General features: G+C 70.1%; 12 protein-coding genes and 1 pseudogene. 6 read left to right on the top strand and 7 right to left on the bottom strand.

Annotation, left to right across the window (positions count from 1 at the left end; all coding sequences use genetic code 11):
- Positions 1-61 precede the first annotated feature (61 nt).
- The 3 genes from fdhD to RJ05_RS07105 are packed head-to-tail and all read right to left on the bottom strand — an operon-like array spanning position 62 to position 4,424.
- On the bottom strand, positions 62-898 hold the full coding sequence (fdhD, locus tag RJ05_RS07095) for a formate dehydrogenase accessory sulfurtransferase FdhD (RefSeq protein WP_036534556.1): 837 nt from the start codon (positions 896-898) through the stop codon (positions 62-64).
- Complete coding sequence (locus tag RJ05_RS07100) at positions 895-3,189, bottom strand: FdhF/YdeP family oxidoreductase (protein WP_036534559.1); 2,295 nt, start codon at positions 3,187-3,189, stop codon at positions 895-897. Before RJ05_RS07100 ends, fdhD begins: the two co-directional genes overlap by 4 nt.
- Positions 3,190-3,245: 56 nt before the next feature.
- Positions 3,246-4,424, bottom strand: a complete 1,179-nt coding sequence (locus tag RJ05_RS07105) for an FHA domain-containing protein (protein ID WP_158682529.1) — start codon at positions 4,422-4,424, stop codon at positions 3,246-3,248.
- A 349-nt stretch (positions 4,425-4,773) separates the two neighbouring features.
- Between RJ05_RS07105 and RJ05_RS07115 the strand changes: the two genes are divergently transcribed.
- Positions 4,774-5,292, top strand: a complete 519-nt coding sequence (locus RJ05_RS07115; RefSeq protein WP_036534567.1) for a GNAT family N-acetyltransferase — start codon at positions 4,774-4,776, stop codon at positions 5,290-5,292.
- A 71-nt stretch (positions 5,293-5,363) separates the two neighbouring features.
- Here RJ05_RS07115 and RJ05_RS32860 read toward each other — a convergent pair.
- The 3 genes and pseudogenes from RJ05_RS32860 to RJ05_RS07125 form a co-directional block, all read right to left on the bottom strand.
- Positions 5,364-5,561 (bottom strand): annotated as a pseudogene (locus tag RJ05_RS32860) (DUF2789 family protein); the annotation flags it as partial.
- A gap of 51 nt (positions 5,562-5,612) precedes the next feature.
- Entirely contained in the window at positions 5,613-7,169 is a 1,557-nt protein-coding gene (locus RJ05_RS07120) for a glycerol-3-phosphate dehydrogenase/oxidase (protein WP_036534569.1), read from the bottom strand.
- A gap of 156 nt (positions 7,170-7,325) precedes the next feature.
- On the bottom strand, positions 7,326-8,006 hold the full coding sequence (locus RJ05_RS07125; RefSeq protein ID WP_228784113.1) for a TetR/AcrR family transcriptional regulator: 681 nt from the start codon (positions 8,004-8,006) through the stop codon (positions 7,326-7,328).
- 184 nt (positions 8,007-8,190) lie between these two features.
- Between RJ05_RS07125 and RJ05_RS07130 the strand changes: the two genes are divergently transcribed.
- A complete protein-coding gene (locus tag RJ05_RS07130) occupies positions 8,191-9,768 on the top strand; it encodes an FAD-binding oxidoreductase (protein ID WP_036534624.1) in 1,578 nt (525 codons plus the stop codon).
- Positions 9,765-10,727: a diacylglycerol kinase gene (locus RJ05_RS07135; RefSeq protein ID WP_036534572.1), complete on the top strand. Its 963-nt coding sequence runs from the start codon at positions 9,765-9,767 to the stop codon at positions 10,725-10,727. Before RJ05_RS07130 ends, RJ05_RS07135 begins: the two co-directional genes overlap by 4 nt.
- Here RJ05_RS07135 and RJ05_RS07140 read toward each other — a convergent pair.
- Complete coding sequence (locus RJ05_RS07140) at positions 10,711-11,331, bottom strand: AAA family ATPase (protein ID WP_036534574.1); 621 nt, start codon at positions 11,329-11,331, stop codon at positions 10,711-10,713. The two genes, RJ05_RS07135 and RJ05_RS07140, sit on opposite strands and share 17 nt — an antisense overlap.
- A gap of 332 nt (positions 11,332-11,663) precedes the next feature.
- Here RJ05_RS07140 and RJ05_RS07145 point away from each other — a divergent pair, with 332 nt between their 5' ends.
- The 3 genes from RJ05_RS07145 to RJ05_RS07155 all read left to right on the top strand — a co-directional run bounded on the left by RJ05_RS07145 (position 11,664) and on the right by RJ05_RS07155 (position 16,655).
- The gene (locus RJ05_RS07145) at positions 11,664-14,342 is read left to right on the top strand and encodes a valine--tRNA ligase (protein ID WP_036534577.1); all 2,679 of its coding nucleotides are present in this window, start codon (positions 11,664-11,666) and stop codon (positions 14,340-14,342) included.
- A 107-nt stretch (positions 14,343-14,449) separates the two neighbouring features.
- Positions 14,450-15,835 (top strand): bifunctional tetrahydrofolate synthase/dihydrofolate synthase, encoded by a 1,386-nt coding sequence (gene folC / locus RJ05_RS07150; protein WP_036534626.1) that lies wholly within the window; start codon positions 14,450-14,452, stop codon positions 15,833-15,835.
- Positions 15,836-16,208: 373 nt separating this feature from the next.
- The gene (locus RJ05_RS07155) at positions 16,209-16,655 is read left to right on the top strand and encodes a DUF4233 domain-containing protein (protein ID WP_036534579.1); all 447 of its coding nucleotides are present in this window, start codon (positions 16,209-16,211) and stop codon (positions 16,653-16,655) included.
- The last annotated feature ends 82 nt before the right edge of the window (positions 16,656-16,737 follow it).

Below are 16,737 nucleotides of genomic sequence, written 5' to 3' on the forward strand. Positions count from 1 at the left end.
GACGCTCAGGTCGGCGCGAGCCTTTTCCGGCTCGCGCGCTGAAATCCCCGCGTCGCGGGGATCAGGCGGGGCGGGAGCTCGCCGACTCGGTGACGATCCGATCCGGGTGGGTATAGATGTTCATGGTTTCCCCGCGAACGAACCCCGCCAGCGTGAGACCGGATTCGGCGGCCAGATCGACCGCAAGTGAGCTGGGCGCCGAGACGGCAGCCAGCATCGGGATCCCGGCCATGACGGCCTTCTGCACCAATTCGAACGACGCCCGGCCACTCACGATCAGCACCAGCTCGGTGGCCGGAATCCGGTTCTCCCGCACCGCCCAGCCCACCACCTTGTCCACGGCGTTGTGGCGGCCGATGTCCTCGCGGACCGCAAGCACCGCGCCGTCCGCGGTGAACAGCCCGGCCGCGTGCAGACCGCCGGTGGCATCGAAGACCGACTGCTCGGCGCGCAATGTATTCGGCATCGCGGCCAGCGCGTCGACGCCGATCATGGGTGCCGGGGCGGGCAACGGGTAGCGGGTCCGGGTGCGGACCTCGTCCAGTGCGGACTTGCCACACAGCCCGCAGGCGCTGGTGGTCAGAAAGTTCCTGGCCTTGACCGGGGCGGGGGCGCGCAGGGTGACGTCGAGGACGTTGTAGGTGTTGCGGCCCTCATCGTCGGTGCCCGCGCAGTAGCGGGCGGCGAGGATGTCCTCGGCCGAGTCGATCACGCCCTCGGCGAACAGGAACCCGTGCACGAGATCGATATCGCTGCCCGGCGTGCGCATGGTGATCGTCAGCGACGCCCCGTTCACCCGGATCTCCAGCGGCTCCTCCACCGCCAAGGTGTCGGGACGCTGCACCAGCCCGGCGGGCGAGACGCGCTGCATCCGGCGGCGCGCGGTGACCCGGCTCATGAGCGCGCCCGTTCCAGCCGGATGGTGACCGCCTTGGCCACCGGCGTATTCGATCTGGCCGCCACATGGTCGAGCGGGATCAGCGGATTGGTCTCCGGGTAGTAGGCGGCGGCATTGCCGCGCGGGGTCGAATAGGCGACGATGCGGAAGCCTTCGACCCGGCGCTGCACGCCGTCGCTCCACTCCGAGACCAGATCGACCAGCTCACCATCGGTGAAACCGAGCTCGGCGATGTCGTCGGCGTTGACGAGCACGACCTTGCGCCCGCCGTGGATACCGCGGTAGCGATCCGCCAACCCGTAGATGGTGGTGTTGTACTGGTCGTGGCTGCGCAGGGTCTGCAAGATCAGCCGCCCCGGCGGCACCGGCAGCCAGGTGAGGTCGTTGACGGCGAAGTTCGCGCGCCCGCTGGCGGTGCGGAATTCGCGGGCATCGCGCGGCGGATGCGGTAGCACGAAACCATTGCGCCGGCGGACCTTGTGGTTGTAGTCGGCGCAGCCGGGCACTACGCGGGCGATGGCGTCCCGGACCCGGTCGTAGTCGCGGCGGAACTCGGCCCACGGCACCGGATGGTCCGGGCCGAACAGGTGCTGGGCGAGCTCACAGACGATGGCGACCTCGCTGCGCAGCTGTTCGCTCACCGGGTGCAGCCGGCCGGTGGACAGATGCACCATCGACATCGAATCCTCCACCGACACCTGCTGTCTCACTCCGCCCTGGATATCGAGGTCGGTCCGGCCGAGGGTGGGCAGGATCAGTGCGGTGGTGCCGTGCACGACGTGGCTGCGGTTGAGCTTGGTGGAGACCTGCACAGTGAGATCGCAGGCCCGCAGTGCCGCCTCGGTGACCTCGGTATCGGGGGTCGCGGCCACGAAATTGCCGCCCATACCGAAGAACACCCGCGCCTTGCCGTCGCGCATCGCGCGGATGGCGTTCACCGTGTCCAGCCCGTGTGCGCGCGGGCTAGTGATGCCGAATTCCCGGTCGAGAGCGGCCAGGAACGTTTCGGGCATCTTCTCCCAGATGCCCATGGTGCGGTCGCCCTGGACATTGGAGTGTCCGCGTACCGGGCACACACCGGCACCCGGTGTGCCGATCATGCCGCGCATCAGCAGCAAGTTGGTGGCCTCTTCGATGGTGGCGACACCATGCGACTGCTGGGTGAGGCCCATGGCCCAGCAGACGATGACGCGTTCGGATTCGGCGAACCGGCGCGCGGTGCGTTCGAGCTGTTCGCGGTCGAGCCCGGTGGCCTGCACGACCACATCGAGATCGACGGCGCGGACCTGCTTTTCGTATTCGGCGAACCCGGCGGTGTGCGCGTCGACGAAGGCACGGTCGACGACGGTGCCCGGCGCGCGGTCCTCGGCCTCGAAAAGCAGCTTGCCAAGGCCCTGGAACAGGGCCATATCGCCGCCGAGGCGGATCTGCAGGAAATCGTCGGCGATGGGGACGCCGGTGGTGAGCCCGCGGACGGTCTGCGGATCGCGGAACCCGATCAGGCCGGTTTCGGGCAGCGGATTGACCGCGACGATGTGGGCTCCGGCGGCCTTGGCGTCGGCGAGGGCGCTGAGCATCCGGGGATGGTTGGTGCCCGGGTTCTGACCCGCGACGATGATCAGATCGGCGGCAGCGAAATCATCGATGGTCACCGAGCCTTTGCCGATGCCGATCGAGCTGGTCAGCGCGGTGCCCGAGGATTCGTGGCACATGTTCGAGCAATCGGGCAGGTTGTTGGTGCCGAAGCTGCGCACCAACAGCTGATACAGGAACGCTGTCTCGTTGGCGGTGCGGCCCGAGGTGTAGAACACCGCTTCGTCGGGGCTGTCGAGGGCGCGCAGCTGGTCGGCGATCAGCCGGTAGGCCTCGTCCCAGTCGATGGGGACGTAGTGGTCCTGGCCGGGGCGCAGCACCATCGGGTGGGTCAGCCGGCCCTGCCTGCCGAGCCAGTATCCGGACTTGTCCGCCAGCTCGGCGATCGAGTGCTCGGCGAAGAACTCCGGGGTGACGGTGCGCAGCGTGGCTTCCTCGCCGACGGCTTTGGCGCCGTTCTCGCAGAACTCGGCGGGCCTGCGGTGACCGGTGGGTTCGGGCCAGGCACAGCCGGGACAGTCGAAACCGTCGACCTGATTGAGCCGGACCAGCGTGCGGGCCGTGCGCACCACGCCCATGTCCTCGACGGCTCGCTTCAACGCGACGGCCACCGCGGTGACGCCTGCTGCCTGCTGTTTCGGCGGGGTCACCGACAGTGCGGACTCGTCGATGTCCTCGGTCGGTCCTGTGCGGCGCATGCGCCCATTGTGCCCCGCCTCACGCCGAGCACGAGCGAAGGGTGAGCAGCAGGGGACTACCCGGTTCCGTCGGTGGCGGACGGGTCGGGGCCGGCTTTGTAGGTCAATACTCGTTCGCTGATCCGGATCCGGCCGCCCGGTGGTAGTTCGGTGGGGGTGCGGCCGACGCGCGCCCACTCCGGGGAATCGGGAGTGGCCAGGAAGGTGCCCGAGGCGGTACCGGCGTCGCGGACGAAGACCTTGCCGTTGCTCACCGACACGTAGGCATGGACCCGCGAGATGTGGCGGTCGCGTTGCAACACGATCGGGGCCGCGGCCGCGCGGCGGACCGACTCGTCGGCGGACGGACCCCGGCCGATGACGTAGGGGCGGTCCAGCGGATAGCTGGCTCCGTCCTCGGCGATCAGTACGCCGGAGGCCGGTGTGCTCGGTGCGGTTCCGACGGCCAGGCGTGGGCGGCGGCGGACTGTTTCCTGTGGTCCCGGTTTGTGCAGCGCCACCGGTTCCGGTGGAGCCGAGCGCAGTGTGCCCGGTGCCTGCGACCAGGCCAGCGACATGGCCTGGGTGCCCTCGGGCCGCGGGTCCGCGCGATGCCGGGCGGGCGGTGACGGTGTGTTGGTCACCGGCGGCGCCGCGCTGGTGGACGGGTGCGGGTCGGGTTCGGCGTCGGCGACCGCGAAGCCGGCGGGTGCGGTGGCGGGTGGTTCACCCGGTGTCGCGCCGGGACGGGCCACGCGGCCGGCGGGCTGACGACCACTGCGCCGAACGCCGGCGCGCAACACGAACCCACCGCCGGGAACCACGCCGGAGCGCAGATCGGTGCGTGGACGCTCGGTGATTCGGGCGCCGGCATCAGGGCCGATCGTGATGGTGCGGAAAGGCTCACGGACGATCTCGTCCACCCAGGTGAACGCCCGGGAACCGGTGAGTCGCCGAGCTCCCTCGGCGCCATCGATCATGGCGGCCACGGCGCCGCGCAACAGCACCAGCGTGCCGTCATCGGTGGGGGCGAGTACGCCGAACGGCGGCGGTTCGGATCCCGCGCCGAACACCACTGCCGCCAGTCGCTGGGCAATGGCCGCACCCGGATGTTCGGTCTGCGCCACTGCCTCCACCGCGCCGAGAATCCGCTCGGTGGAGGCGGTTTCGCCGCCGATGTAGATGATGACGTCATCGAAGCGCGCCACCAGGCCATCGCCCGGCGCGACGCCGACTGTGGATGATCTGCCGCGCACTCGCGCCTCCTTCCTGGCGCACCACGGGGTCCAGCATAGAGGTCGTTCGGGTGTCCGACCGGGGGATGAGGACCGCCGGCGGGACGGTCGCGTGCCGCGCGGCTCAGCGGTGCGCGTTCGGACGGGCATCGGTGCAGGTGGAAGTCGGCGACCAGCTGGATGACCAAGCGCCGGTGACGTGCGGGACCGTGGTCGCGTCGATCGCGGGGGCCATCGCGTCCAGTCGGCTCAAACGCGATGCGGCCGGTCCCGTCGCCCCGACCCCTGCGACCCGGGCAGAGGCGGAGGTTCGCGCAGCCGGCTCGCACCAGCCCGCGATCACGGTCCGCCTCCGACTACCGTTGACCCGGTGATCCGCGCCGCCGCCCCGTCCGACCTGCCCCTGCTCCAGGACATCGAACGGGCGGCGGGCGCCCCGTTCGCCGCGATCGGAATGACGTCGGTCGCCGAGGACGATCCGCCGAGCATCGCGACCCTGCGCGAGTTCGCCGACGCCGGACGCGCCTGGGTGTGGACCGACGCCGGCGTGCCCGTCGCTTACCTGATCCTGGCGGTCGTGGACGGCAACGCCCACATCGAGCAGGTCTCGGTGCAACCCCGGTACGCGGGCCGGCGGATCGGGCGGCGCCTGATCGACCACGCGGCCCGGTGGGCAAGCGACCGCGCCCTGCCCGCACTCACTTTGACCACCTTCACCGACGTCGACTGGAACGGCCCGTACTACCAGCGGATGGGCTTTCGGTACCTGTCCGCCGACGAGGAAACACCTGGCCTGCGCGCTATCCGGGCCGCCGAGGCCGCCCATGGACTGGACCGGTGGCCTCGGGCGTGCATGCGCGCCGAGGTCGCCGCCTGGATCGCGCACTGAGCGTTCGGCACTGCTCGGTCCGCCGAAGTCGGCGCCCACCACCGCAAGACCCTCTTGCGCAGCAGCTCTTCGAGCTCGATGACTGCGGTGTCCCAGCCCGATTCTTCCTCCAGGTACTCGACGAGCAGCGTGCGCTGCCATCGCGTCCAGAAGTGCGCGTCGACGAAGCGGACATCACCGCGCAGAAGCGAATGGCGTTGCCGGACCGAACGGACCGAATCTCTCGGTATTCCCGACTCGACCAGCGAATCGTAGGCCGTAGCAGCCATCACTACCCTCCCCAATTCATGCGGCGAGAGATCCTGACTTCGATCGGATCGCTAGTCGGTTCGATCCGCGGCGACAGCTTCCTCCGCGGCGGGCAGGGCGGCCGTGCAATCGGCGGCGACAAGTCCGATGCGGGTGCGGCGGTCGAGCACGTCGGCGGTGTCGAGGGCGCCTTCGTGGGAGATCGCCCAGGCGAATTCGGCTCGGGTGACGTCGATTCCGGGGGCCACCGGCTCGAGCAGGGTCGGGTCGGCGTCGGTCTGGGCGAGTACGGCGGTCGCTTCCGAGCCGTAGCGGTCGACCAGCACCGGTGGCGCGGCGATCCTGTCGCGGGCGGCTCCGGCGACCGCGCCGACCAGGGGCAGCTGCCGGGTGCGGCACGGGCCCGCGGTGAGTCCGGCGCGCGTGACGGCGGCGTCGACGGTGTCCTCGGCCATTTTGCGGTAGGTGGTGAGTTTGCCGCCGACGATGGTGATCAGGCCGTCGGGGGAGTGCAGCACGGCGTGTTCGCGGGAGATGTCGGCGGTGCTGTCGGTGCCGGTCTTCAGTAGCGGGCGCAGTCCGGCGTAGCTGCCGCGGATATCGGCGCGGGTCAGCGGTTCGCGCAGGGCGGCATTGATGGTGTCGAGCAGGAAATCGATCTCGGTGTCGGTGGGGTGCGGTTCGTCGGGCACCGGGCCGGGGGCGTCCTCGTCGGTCAGGCCCAGATAGACCCGGCCGTGCGCGGCGGGGAAGGCGAAGACGAAACGGCTGGTGCTGCCGGGCACCGGCACCGTCAGCGAGGCGCTCAGCCCGCCGAAGGCCGCGGCGTCGAAGACCAGGTGCGTGCCGCGGCTGGGCCGCAGTTCGATACTCGGGTCGACCTGATCGGCCCAGACTCCGGTCGCATTGACGACGGCACGGGCCTGCACGGTCAGCGTCTCGCCGGTGCGGGTATCGCGCAGGGTCGCCGAGTCGCCGGTGGCGGCGGTGACCTCGACCCGCGTCAGCACCGACGCTCCGGCCGCGGCCGCGGTACGTGCCAGCGCGACCACCAGCCGCGCGTCGTCCACCAGCTGCCCGTCCCAGGCCGTCAGGCCACCACGCAATCCGTCCCGCCGCACGGTGGGAGCCAGCCGCAGCGCCTCGGCGGCGGCCACCCGCCGTGAGCGCGGCAGCAGGCTCGCCGGTGTACCCGCACCGCGGCGCAGCAGATCACCGGCCAGGAATCCCGCGCGGACCAGCGAACTCTGCGCCACACCCAGCGTGGGCAGCAGCGGCACCAGCTGCGGAATGGGCCGCACCAGATGCGGTGCGGTGGTGCGGATCAGGATGCCGCGCTCCACCGCGCTCTCGTGCGCGATGCCGATATGCCCGCCCGCGAGATATCGCAGCCCGCCGTGCACCAGTTTGGAACTCCACCGGCTGGTACCGAAGGCCAGGTCGTGCCGTTCCACCAACACCGTGCGCAGTCCGCGGGAGGCGGCGTCGAGCGCGACACCGGTTCCGGTCACGCCGCCGCCGATCACCAACACGTCGATCTGCCCGGCGTCCCCGAGGGCCGCGAGTTCGCGCCGGCGCCGTCGCGCGTTGAGCGCTGAGTCTCCGGTGCGTACCGAATTCTGGGTCATCACAGTCCTTGTCGTCGGTCGGATACGGTGCCGGGGGCGTCCGGCGCGTCCGGTGTGCCGGTCCCGCCGCCGCTGGTCTCCGATGCGGTCCTCATCCCGGTGGCACCGGGGCGACGGCGCTCGGTGCGCGCATGATCCGTCCAGACCGCCGGCTCATCATGGGGCGCTGCCCGCGGCCGCACTCGGGTTCACCTGCGGGTTCGGCAGGTGGCTATCTGTGCGCGGCGGGACACCGGAAGGGGCCGGTCGCGGAGCCAGATAACCGTCGACGGCGCGGGCCAACTCGGTGTCGAGGGCGGTGCCGTCGAGCAAGCCGGACACCGTCTCCGCCGACTGCACCACCGATTGCGCGATGAGCAGCAGCATCGTGGCCATTTGTGCGGGATCACCGTCGCGGACCGATCCGTCCGTGTGGCCTTCCCGGATCGCCTCGGCGAACAGCTCGATCAGGTGGCGCTGGTTGCGGCCGAGCCTGCCGAAGACATAGGTGAGCATCAGGTCGGTGTCGGCGCGGAAGATCTTGCGGAACAAGGGATTCGCGCGCACCGCTGCCGCACCGGCGACGATGCCGTCGACCAGTCGCTGACGCACCACGCCGTCGGAGGGGATGGCGGTGGCGAGGATGTCACCCAATTCGCGCACCAGCAGGTCGGCCACCAGCGAGCCGGTATCCGGCCAGCGCCGGTACACGGTGGGCCTGCTCACTCCGGCGCGCCGCGCGACCTCGGTGAGCGTGGTGCGCCGCACCCCGAACTCCGCGACGCATGCGCGCGCGGCATCAAGGATGGCGCGGTCTATGGCCGAGGGCTCGGCGCCGGGTTCATCGGCGACGGTCATGGAGTTCACCACCGGGGGGCCGGGCGTGGCGATCGGGATGCGGTCGTCACGCGGTACTACAGGTTCTATCGATTACTGCTTGACAGTCTATGTCAAACTGTAACGCATGGTCGATACGCAGCAGCCTGCCGGCGCCGATCGGGATCCCTTCGCGAACCCGGACGACGTAGCGCTCCCGGCGAGTATGGTGTGGGACGCCTGGGGCGCTCCCGCTGGACACAAGCCGCTCTCGCCCCAGATCCGGGGCCTGCTGAAGCAGGTGTTCGGAGTGTCCGGCGAGACCGTGGCGCGCCGCGATGAGGGCGACGTGCCGCTGCGCGATTCGGCGCTGACACCGGCCGCGCGCGCCGGGCTGGCCGCGGTGGTCGGTGCCGAGCACGTCTCGACCGACCACCATGACCGGCTGCTGCACGCCGGCGGCAAGAGCACTCCCGACCTGCTGCGCCGGCGCGCTGAGGGCCCGCAGGACGCGCCGGATGCGGTGGTGTTCCCCGGCGATCACGAGCAGGTGGTCGCCGTCCTCGGCTACTGCGCGGAAGCCGGGATCGCGGTCGTCCCGTTCGGCGGCGGTACGAGCGTCGTCGGCGGGCTCGACCCCATCCGCGGTGAGTTCGCCACGGTGATCTCGCTGGATCTGCGCAGGTTGAACGCACTGATCGCGGTCGACCCGATGAGCGCCACCGCGACCTTCGGCGCGGGTGTCACCGGCCCGCGCGCGGAGGAACTGCTCGGCGCGCACGATCTTTCGCTCGGCCATTTCCCGCAGAGTTTCGAGTTCGCCAGCATCGGCGGGTTCGCCGCCACCCGCTCGTCCGGGCAGGCATCGGCGGGCTACGGCCGCTTCGACGACATGGTGCAGGCGCTCCGGATCGCCACCCCCACCGGCACTCTCGAACTCGGCCGCGCGCCGGCCTCGGCGGCCGGTCCCGATCTGCGTGAGTTGTTCGTCGGCTCGGAGGGCACGCTCGGGATCATCACCGAGGTGACGGTGCGGGTGCATCCGGTCCCGGAAACCATTGCGTACCAGGCCTGGTCGTTCCCGGACTTCGAGACCGGCGCCGCTGCGCTGCGTGCGGTCGTGCAGGCCGGGGCGGCGCCGACGGTGCTGCGGCTGTCCGATGAGATGGAGACCGGCGTCAACCTCGCCCGCACCGCCGATATCGGTGGGGAAGCGGTGAGCGGCTGCCTGGCCATCACCACCTTCGAAGGCACGGAGATGCATGTCGCCGCGCGCGGGCTCGAGGCGGGTGCGTTGCTGTCGGCCACGGGCGGCACGGTGCTCGGCGAGATGCCGGCCCGCGAGTGGGAGAGCGGCCGCTTCTCGGCGCCCTACCTACGTGACTCGCTGCTGGACGCCGGTGTGCTCTGCGAGACCCTGGAGACCGCGACCACCTGGTCGAACCTGTCGAACCTCAAGGCGAAGGTCACCGCGGCGCTCACCGAATCGCTCACCGATCAGGGCACTCCGGCGCTGGTGATGTGCCATATCTCGCACACCTACCCGACCGGCGCCTCGCTGTACTTCACCGTCATCGCCAAGCTGCTCGACGATCCGCTGGCCCAATGGCAGGCCGCCAAACACGCCGCGGGCGATGCCATCGTCGCGGCGGGCGGCACCATCACCCACCATCACGCCGTCGGCGCCGATCATCGTCGCTGGATTCCGGACGAGATCGGCGACCTCGGCGTGCGCGTGCTGCGAGCGGTGAAACGGGAAATCGATCCCGCGGGCATCCTCAACCCGGGCAAGCTGGTCCCATGACGACGCAGTCGCGGCGCGAGATCCGCAAGGTCACGGTGGTGACCAACGCGCTGTCGGGGATGGGTAAAGGCCACGATGTCGCGGCTGCCGCCACGGCCAGGTTGGCCGAGTGCGGCATCGAGGTCACCGAGATCCGCGCGCCATCGGCCGCCGAATCGGTGCGACTGGTGCGTGCCGAGGTGACCGGGCCGCAGCGCCCGGACGCGGTGGTCTGCGTCGGCGGCGACGGATTGGTGTCGGTGATGCTCGAGGCGCTGGCCGAAACCGGCACCCCGATCGGGCTGATCCCCGGCGGCACCGGTAACGACCTCGCCCGGGAGTTCGGCATCCCGAACGACGACCCGGTGGCCGCGGCCGACGTGGTGCTCGGCGGGCTGGCCCGCACCATCGACCTCGGCCTGATCGACCGCACCGACGCCGCGCCGATGTGGTTCGCCACCATCACCGGCACGGGGTTCGATGCGCGAGTCACCCTGCGCGCCAACCGGTTGCGCTGGCCCAAGGGTCCGCTGCGTTACACCGTGGCCGCATTGGCCGAACTCGCGAGCCGAGCCGCCACCCCGTACCGCATCGAACTGTCCGACGGGTCGGCGCGGCCGGGCACCGTGGTCGAGACCGACGCGATGCTGGTCGCGGTCGGCAATACCCGCACCTATGGCGGCGGCATGCTGGTGTGCCCGGACGCCGTGGTCGACGACGGACTGCTCGACGTCACCGTGGTCCGCGCGGTCTCCCGGCTGAACATGCTGCGGCTGCTGCCCGCGCTGGCCTCCGGTAAGCGGATCGACCATCCGGCGGTCTCGCACTACCGCGCACAGCGCATCACGCTGACCGCTCCTGGAGCGCCTGCCACTGCCGACGGGGAGCCGGTGGGCACCCTGCCCATCACCCTGCGTGCGGTCCCGGGCGCGCTGTCGATCCTGGTGCCGGAGGAGAACGCGCTCAGGCCGCGAAGCTGACCCGGCGCATCCCACCCACCGTCTCGCGATCGGCGATGACGATCGAGGCGGGCGCCGGGTCGGTGATCGGCCCGGCGTCCACCGCGCGCAGCAGCTGCTGCCACCGCACGCAGTGCAGCCGGAAGAAGAACCCGTTGACCCGCCGCCCGCGCGTGTACTGGCCCGCGCGGGCGATGGTCGCGGGGACGTCGATGAGGATCAAGTGCAGTTCCCGCCCGCGCGCCGCCGCCCAGCGGGCCAGCATCCGCCGCGCCCAGCCGAAGGTGGCGCAATCGTGCACGACGACCGGTCCGGCATTGTCGCGCAACGCATTCCGTATCCGCGTGTAGTGCGCGATATGCACCACCGGCCGCCACAGTGGATACGGCACCCGGCCCAGCCGGTGCCGCCACGAGTTGCGCGAATGCTGCGAATCGAGCACCACCGAACCGCCCGGACCGGCGGGCGGCTGCTCGGCCTCGGCCGTCGACCCGAACAACGCCCGCAGCGCCGTGCTCTTGCCTGCGCCGGGGACGCCGGCGAACACCAGCACCGCCGTCGGTGGATACCGCAACTCGTCGACCGCGCGGCCGCGTAGATCGTGCACCCGATGCGGTAGCAGCACGGAATCCGCAGCGGGCACAGGGGATTCGAAGGGAAGAACAACGGACGGTTCGAGCCGGGGGTTCACTCTTCCAGAGTTGTCAGTAATGTCCGATTCGGCAACCGGGTGTGACCAATCCGGGCGAAAACCGAAGCTGAGAGTTGCCTATGGATCCGCGATCGCCCCTGCGATCGGCGGTAGTCTGTCAGGTGTAGGCGGAGTCTTCGGTGTCCCTCATCCACCGAAGACTCCGCCGGTGTTTTTTTCCGGACCCGGGTCGATGAGTTCGCGGTCCCGTCCCGGCCTCGTCGCCCCTGCGTCAGGTGGTCCGCGCCGACCACTAGAATCGCGGGGTGACCAGCGCAGCCCCAGACAACACGCGTAATCGTGCCGATGCCCTCCCCAAGAGCTGGAACCCCGGCGAGGTGGAGGCCGAGATGTACGAGCGCTGGGTAGCGGCCGGTTACTTCACGGCCGACCCGGCCAGTTCCAAGCCCGGCTACTCGATTGTGCTGCCGCCGCCCAACGTCACCGGCAACCTGCACATGGGCCACGCCCTCGACCACACCCTGATGGACCTGCTGGCTCGCCGCAAGCGGATGCAGGGCTACGAGGTGCTGTGGCTGCCAGGTATGGACCACGCCGGTATCGCCACCCAGACCGTGGTGGAAAAGCAGCTCGCCGTCGACGGCAAGACCAAAGAGGACTTCGGCCGCGAACTGTTCATCGAGAAGGTCTGGGACTGGAAGCGCGAATCCGGTGGCGCCATCCAATGGCAGATGCGCGCCCTCGGCGACAGCGTCGACTGGAGCCGCGACCGCTTCACCATGGACGAGGGCCTGTCCCGCGCCGTCCAGACCATGTTCAAGCGCCTGTTCGACGCCGGGCTCATCTACCGCGCCGAACGCCTGGTCAACTGGTCGCCGGAGCTGCGCACCGCCATCTCCGATATCGAGGTCAAATACGAAGACGTCGACGGCGAGCTGGTGTCGCTGCGCTACGGCTCACTGCGTGACGACGAACCGCACGTGATCGTCGCCACCACCCGTGTCGAGACGATGCTCGGCGACACCGCCGTCGCCGTCCACCCCGACGACCCGCGCTACCAGGCGCTGATCGGCACCACCCTGGAACATCCCATCACCGGCCGGCAGATCCCGGTGATCGCCGACGACTACGTCGATCCGGAGTTCGGGTCCGGCGCGGTGAAGATCACCCCGGCGCACGACCCCAACGACTTCGAGATGGGTCTGCGGCACAACCTGCCGATGCCGACCATCATGGACGAACGCGGCCGAATCACCGGCACCGGAACCGAATTCGACGGCATGGACCGCTTCGAGGCCAGGGTGAAGGTGCGCGAGCGGCTGGCCGCCGAGGGCCGCGTGGTCGCCGAGAAGCGTCCCTACCAGCACAGCGTCGGCCACTCCGAACGCAGCGGCGAGCCGATCGAGCCGCGGCTGTCGATGCAGTGGTGGGTCAAGGTGGAGTCGCTGGCCAAGGCCGCCGGTGACGCGGTGCGCAGCGGCGACACCGTCATCCACCCGGCCAGTCAGGAACCGCGCTGGTTCGACTGGGTCGACGACATGCACGACTGGTGCATCTCCCGGCAGCTGTGGTGGGGCCATCGCATCCCCATCTGGTACGGCCCCGAAGGCGAGATCGTCTGCGTCGGGCCGGACGAGACTCCGCCCGAGGGCTGGGTGCAGGACCCCGACGTGCTCGACACCTGGTTCTCCTCCGGGCTGTGGCCGTTCTCCACCATGGGATGGCCGGACACCAGCCCCGAGCTCGAGAAGTTCTATCCCACAAGCGTTCTGGTCACCGGCTACGACATCCTGTTCTTCTGGGTGGCCCGGATGATGATGTTCGGCACCTATGTGGCCGACGATCACGTCATCACCGCGGGCAAGGGCGGCGCCAAGCAGGTGCCGTTCAAGGACGTCTTCCTGCACGGGCTCATCCGCGACCAGCACGGCAAGAAGATGTCGAAGTCGCGCGGCAACGGCATCGACCCGCTGGAGTGGATCACCGCCTACGGCGCCGACGCGCTGCGGTTCACCCTGGCCCGCGGCGCCCAGCCCGGCGGCGACCTGTCGGTCGGCGAACCGCACGCGCTGGCCTCGCGCAGCTTCGTCACCAAGCTGTTCAACGCCACCAAGTTCGCGCTGATGAACGGCGCCCGGCCCGGCGAGCTGCCCGACCGCGCCACCCTCACCGACGCCGATCTGTGGATCATCGACCGGCTCGACGCCGTGCGCGCCGAGGTCGACGCGGCCTTCGACGCGTATGAATTCGGCAAGGCCTGCGAGGCGCTCTACCACTTCGCCTGGGACGAGCTGTGCGACTGGTATCTCGAACTGACCAAGGTGCAGTTCGCCGCCGACGACGCGCGCGCCGAATCCACCCGCACCGTCCTCGGTTCGGTGCTCGATGCCGTGCTGCGGCTGCTGCATCCGGTGATCCCGTTCGTCACCGAATCGCTGTGGCGTGCGCTCACCGGCGGCGAGTCGATCGTGATCGCCGACTGGCCGCAGGCCACCGGGCAGGCCGCCGATCAGGATGCGGCGCAGCGCATCGCCGACACCCAGCGGCTGATCACCGAGATCCGGCGTTTCCGCAGCGACCAGGGCCTGGCCGATAAGCAGAAGGTCGCGGCCAAGCTGATCGGTGTGGACGCCGCCGGGCTCACCGAGCTCGAACGCTCCATCACCGACCTGGCCCGGCTCACCGCGCCCGGCGACGATTTCGCCGCTACCGCCTCGGTCGAGGTCCGGCTCAGCGGCGCCACCGTCACCGTCGAACTCGACACCTCCGGCGCGGTCGACCTCGACGCCGAACGCCGCAGGCTGGAAAAGGATCTGGCCGCCGCGCAGAAGGAACTGGCAGGCACCACAGCCAAACTCGGCAACGAGGCCTTTCTGGCCAAGGCTCCGGAGCAGGTGGTCGACAAGATCCGCACCCGCCGCGATGTGGCCGCCGCCGAGGTGGAGCGCATCGGCGCCCGGCTCGCCGAACTGAGCGGCAAGTGACCGGCCCCGACGAGACCGACGGCCCCGACTTCGCCCACGAAGCCGGCAACGCCGAACCGGAACCGCAACACGGCACCGGCGCACCGCTCGGTTCCGGGCCGTCGCCGGTGGATCTGGCGGAGATGGCGCTGGTCGAGGCCGAACTCGACCGGCGCTGGCCGGAGACCAAGATCGAGCCGTCGCTCACCCGCATCTCCACCCTGATGGACCTGCTCGGCTCGCCGCAGCAGAGCTATCCGGCCATCCACATCGCGGGCACCAACGGCAAGACTTCGGTGACCCGGATGATCGACGCGTTGCTGACCGCACTGCACCGGCGCACCGGCCGCATCACCAGCCCGCATCTACAGCTGGCCACCGAGCGGATCAGCATCGACAACGCACCCATCACGCCCGCGCGCTACGTCGAGGTCTACCGCGAGCTGGCGCCCTACATCGAGATGATCGATAAGCAGTCCGCGGCCGCAGGCGGGCCTGCCATGAGCAAATTCGAGGTGCTCACCGGGATGGCCTACGCGGCGTTCGCGGAGGCGCCGGTCGACGTCGCGGTGGTGGAAACCGGCATGGGCGGCACCTGGGACGCGACCAACGTCATCGACGGGCAGGTCGCGGTGATCACCCCGATCGGGCTCGACCATATGGACTACCTCGGGCCCGACCTCACCGCCATCGCGCGGGAGAAGGCCGGGATCATCAAGCGCGCTCCGGAAAGCCTGGTCCCACGCGACAACGTGGCCGTCATCGCCGAACAGGATCCCGAGGCGATGGATGTACTGCTGCGCCGCGCCGTCGAGGTGGACGCGGCGGTGGCCCGCGAGGGTGCGGAGTTCCGGGTGCTGGCGCGCAAGATCGCGGTCGGTGGTCAGCAGTTGGAACTGCAGGGCCTCGGTGGGGTGTACGACGAGATCTTCCTGCCGCTGCACGGCGAACATCAGGCCCGCAACGCGGTGCTGGCGCTGGCCGCGGTGGAGGCGTTCTTCGGCGCCGGTGCGCAACGTCAGCTCGACGTCGACGCCGTGCGTGCCGGGTTCGCGAGCGTCACCAGCCCGGGCCGGCTGGAGCGGATGCGCAGCGCCCCGACCATCTTCATCGACGCCGCCCACAACCCGGCCGGAGCCAAGGCGCTGGCGGCCACGTTGACCAGCGAGTTCGACTTCCGCAAGCTGGTCGGCGTGGTCGCGGTGCTCGGCGACAAGGACGCCGCCGGCATCCTGGAGGCGTTGGAGCCGGTGTTCGACGAGATCGTCGTGACCACCAACGGTTCGCCCCGCGCCCTCGACGTCGACACCCTCACCGATCTCGCGGTGCAGCGCTTTGGCGACGAACGCGTCGTCCCCGCGTACTCCCTGCCCGATGCCCTGGAGACCGCGATCGCGATCGCCGAGGACGTCGCCGACGGCGGCGAGATGGTCTCCGGTGCCGGGGTCATCATCACCGGTTCGGTGGTGACGGCCGGCGCCGCACGAGCCTTGTTCGGCAAGGACCCGGCGTGAGCGGTCAGCGCCCGGAGGCGGCAGCTTGCGTCACCACGGAGGGCGCCCGCTCACGCCGTGATGGATACAGCGTGAGCGGTCAGCGCCCGGAGGCGGCAGCTTGCGTCACCACGGAGGGCGCCCGCTCGCGGCGTGATGGTTACAGCGTGAGCGGTCAGCGCCCGGAGGCGGCAGCTTGCGTCACCACGGAGGGCGCCCGCTCGCGGCGTGATGGTTACAGCGTGAGCGGTCAGCGCCCGGAGGCGGCAGCTTGCGTCACCACGGAGGGCGCCCGCTCGCGGCGTGATGGGTACAGCGTGAGCGGTCAGCGCCCGGAGGCGGCGGGACGCCCGGAAGCCCGCATGATCGGCAGATCGTGCCGAGGAGGCAGAGCATGAGTGAATCCGATCCACGCCCGAACGGTGACGAGGAGGCCGCGGCGGAGAACGCTCCGGCGGCGCCCGCGCCACCGGACCCGTGGAAAGGCCTGCGCGGGGTGATGGCGGGCACGCTGGTCCTCGAGGCCATCGTCGTGCTGCTCGCCCTGCCCGTGGTCGCCGACGTCGGCGGCGGACTCAGCTGGCTGTCCGGCACCTACCTGGTGACGCTTGCGGTGGTGATGATTCTCGGCGCCGGCCTGCAACGGCGCCCCTGGGCGGTCCAATTCAACCTCGGCCTGCAAGTCCTGGTGATCGCGGGCGCCTTCATCCACGTTTCCATCGGCGTGATCGGCATCCTGTTCGCCATCGTCTGGGCGTTCATCCTCATCCTGCGCAACGACGTCAAACGTCGTATGGACCTCGGTGTCCTGCCCAGCCAGCGCGTCCAGCGCACCGACTGAGCCGGGCCGAAATACGTTGGCGGGCGCCGGCGCCCCGTTGCTACAGTGGCGCCGTACCGTCCCCCTGGCGGATTCCGATGCA

The sequence above is a fragment of the Nocardia cyriacigeorgica NBRC 100375 genome (genome assembly GCF_000308555.1).
GTDB lineage: Bacteria > Actinomycetota > Actinomycetes > Mycobacteriales > Mycobacteriaceae > Nocardia > Nocardia cyriacigeorgica.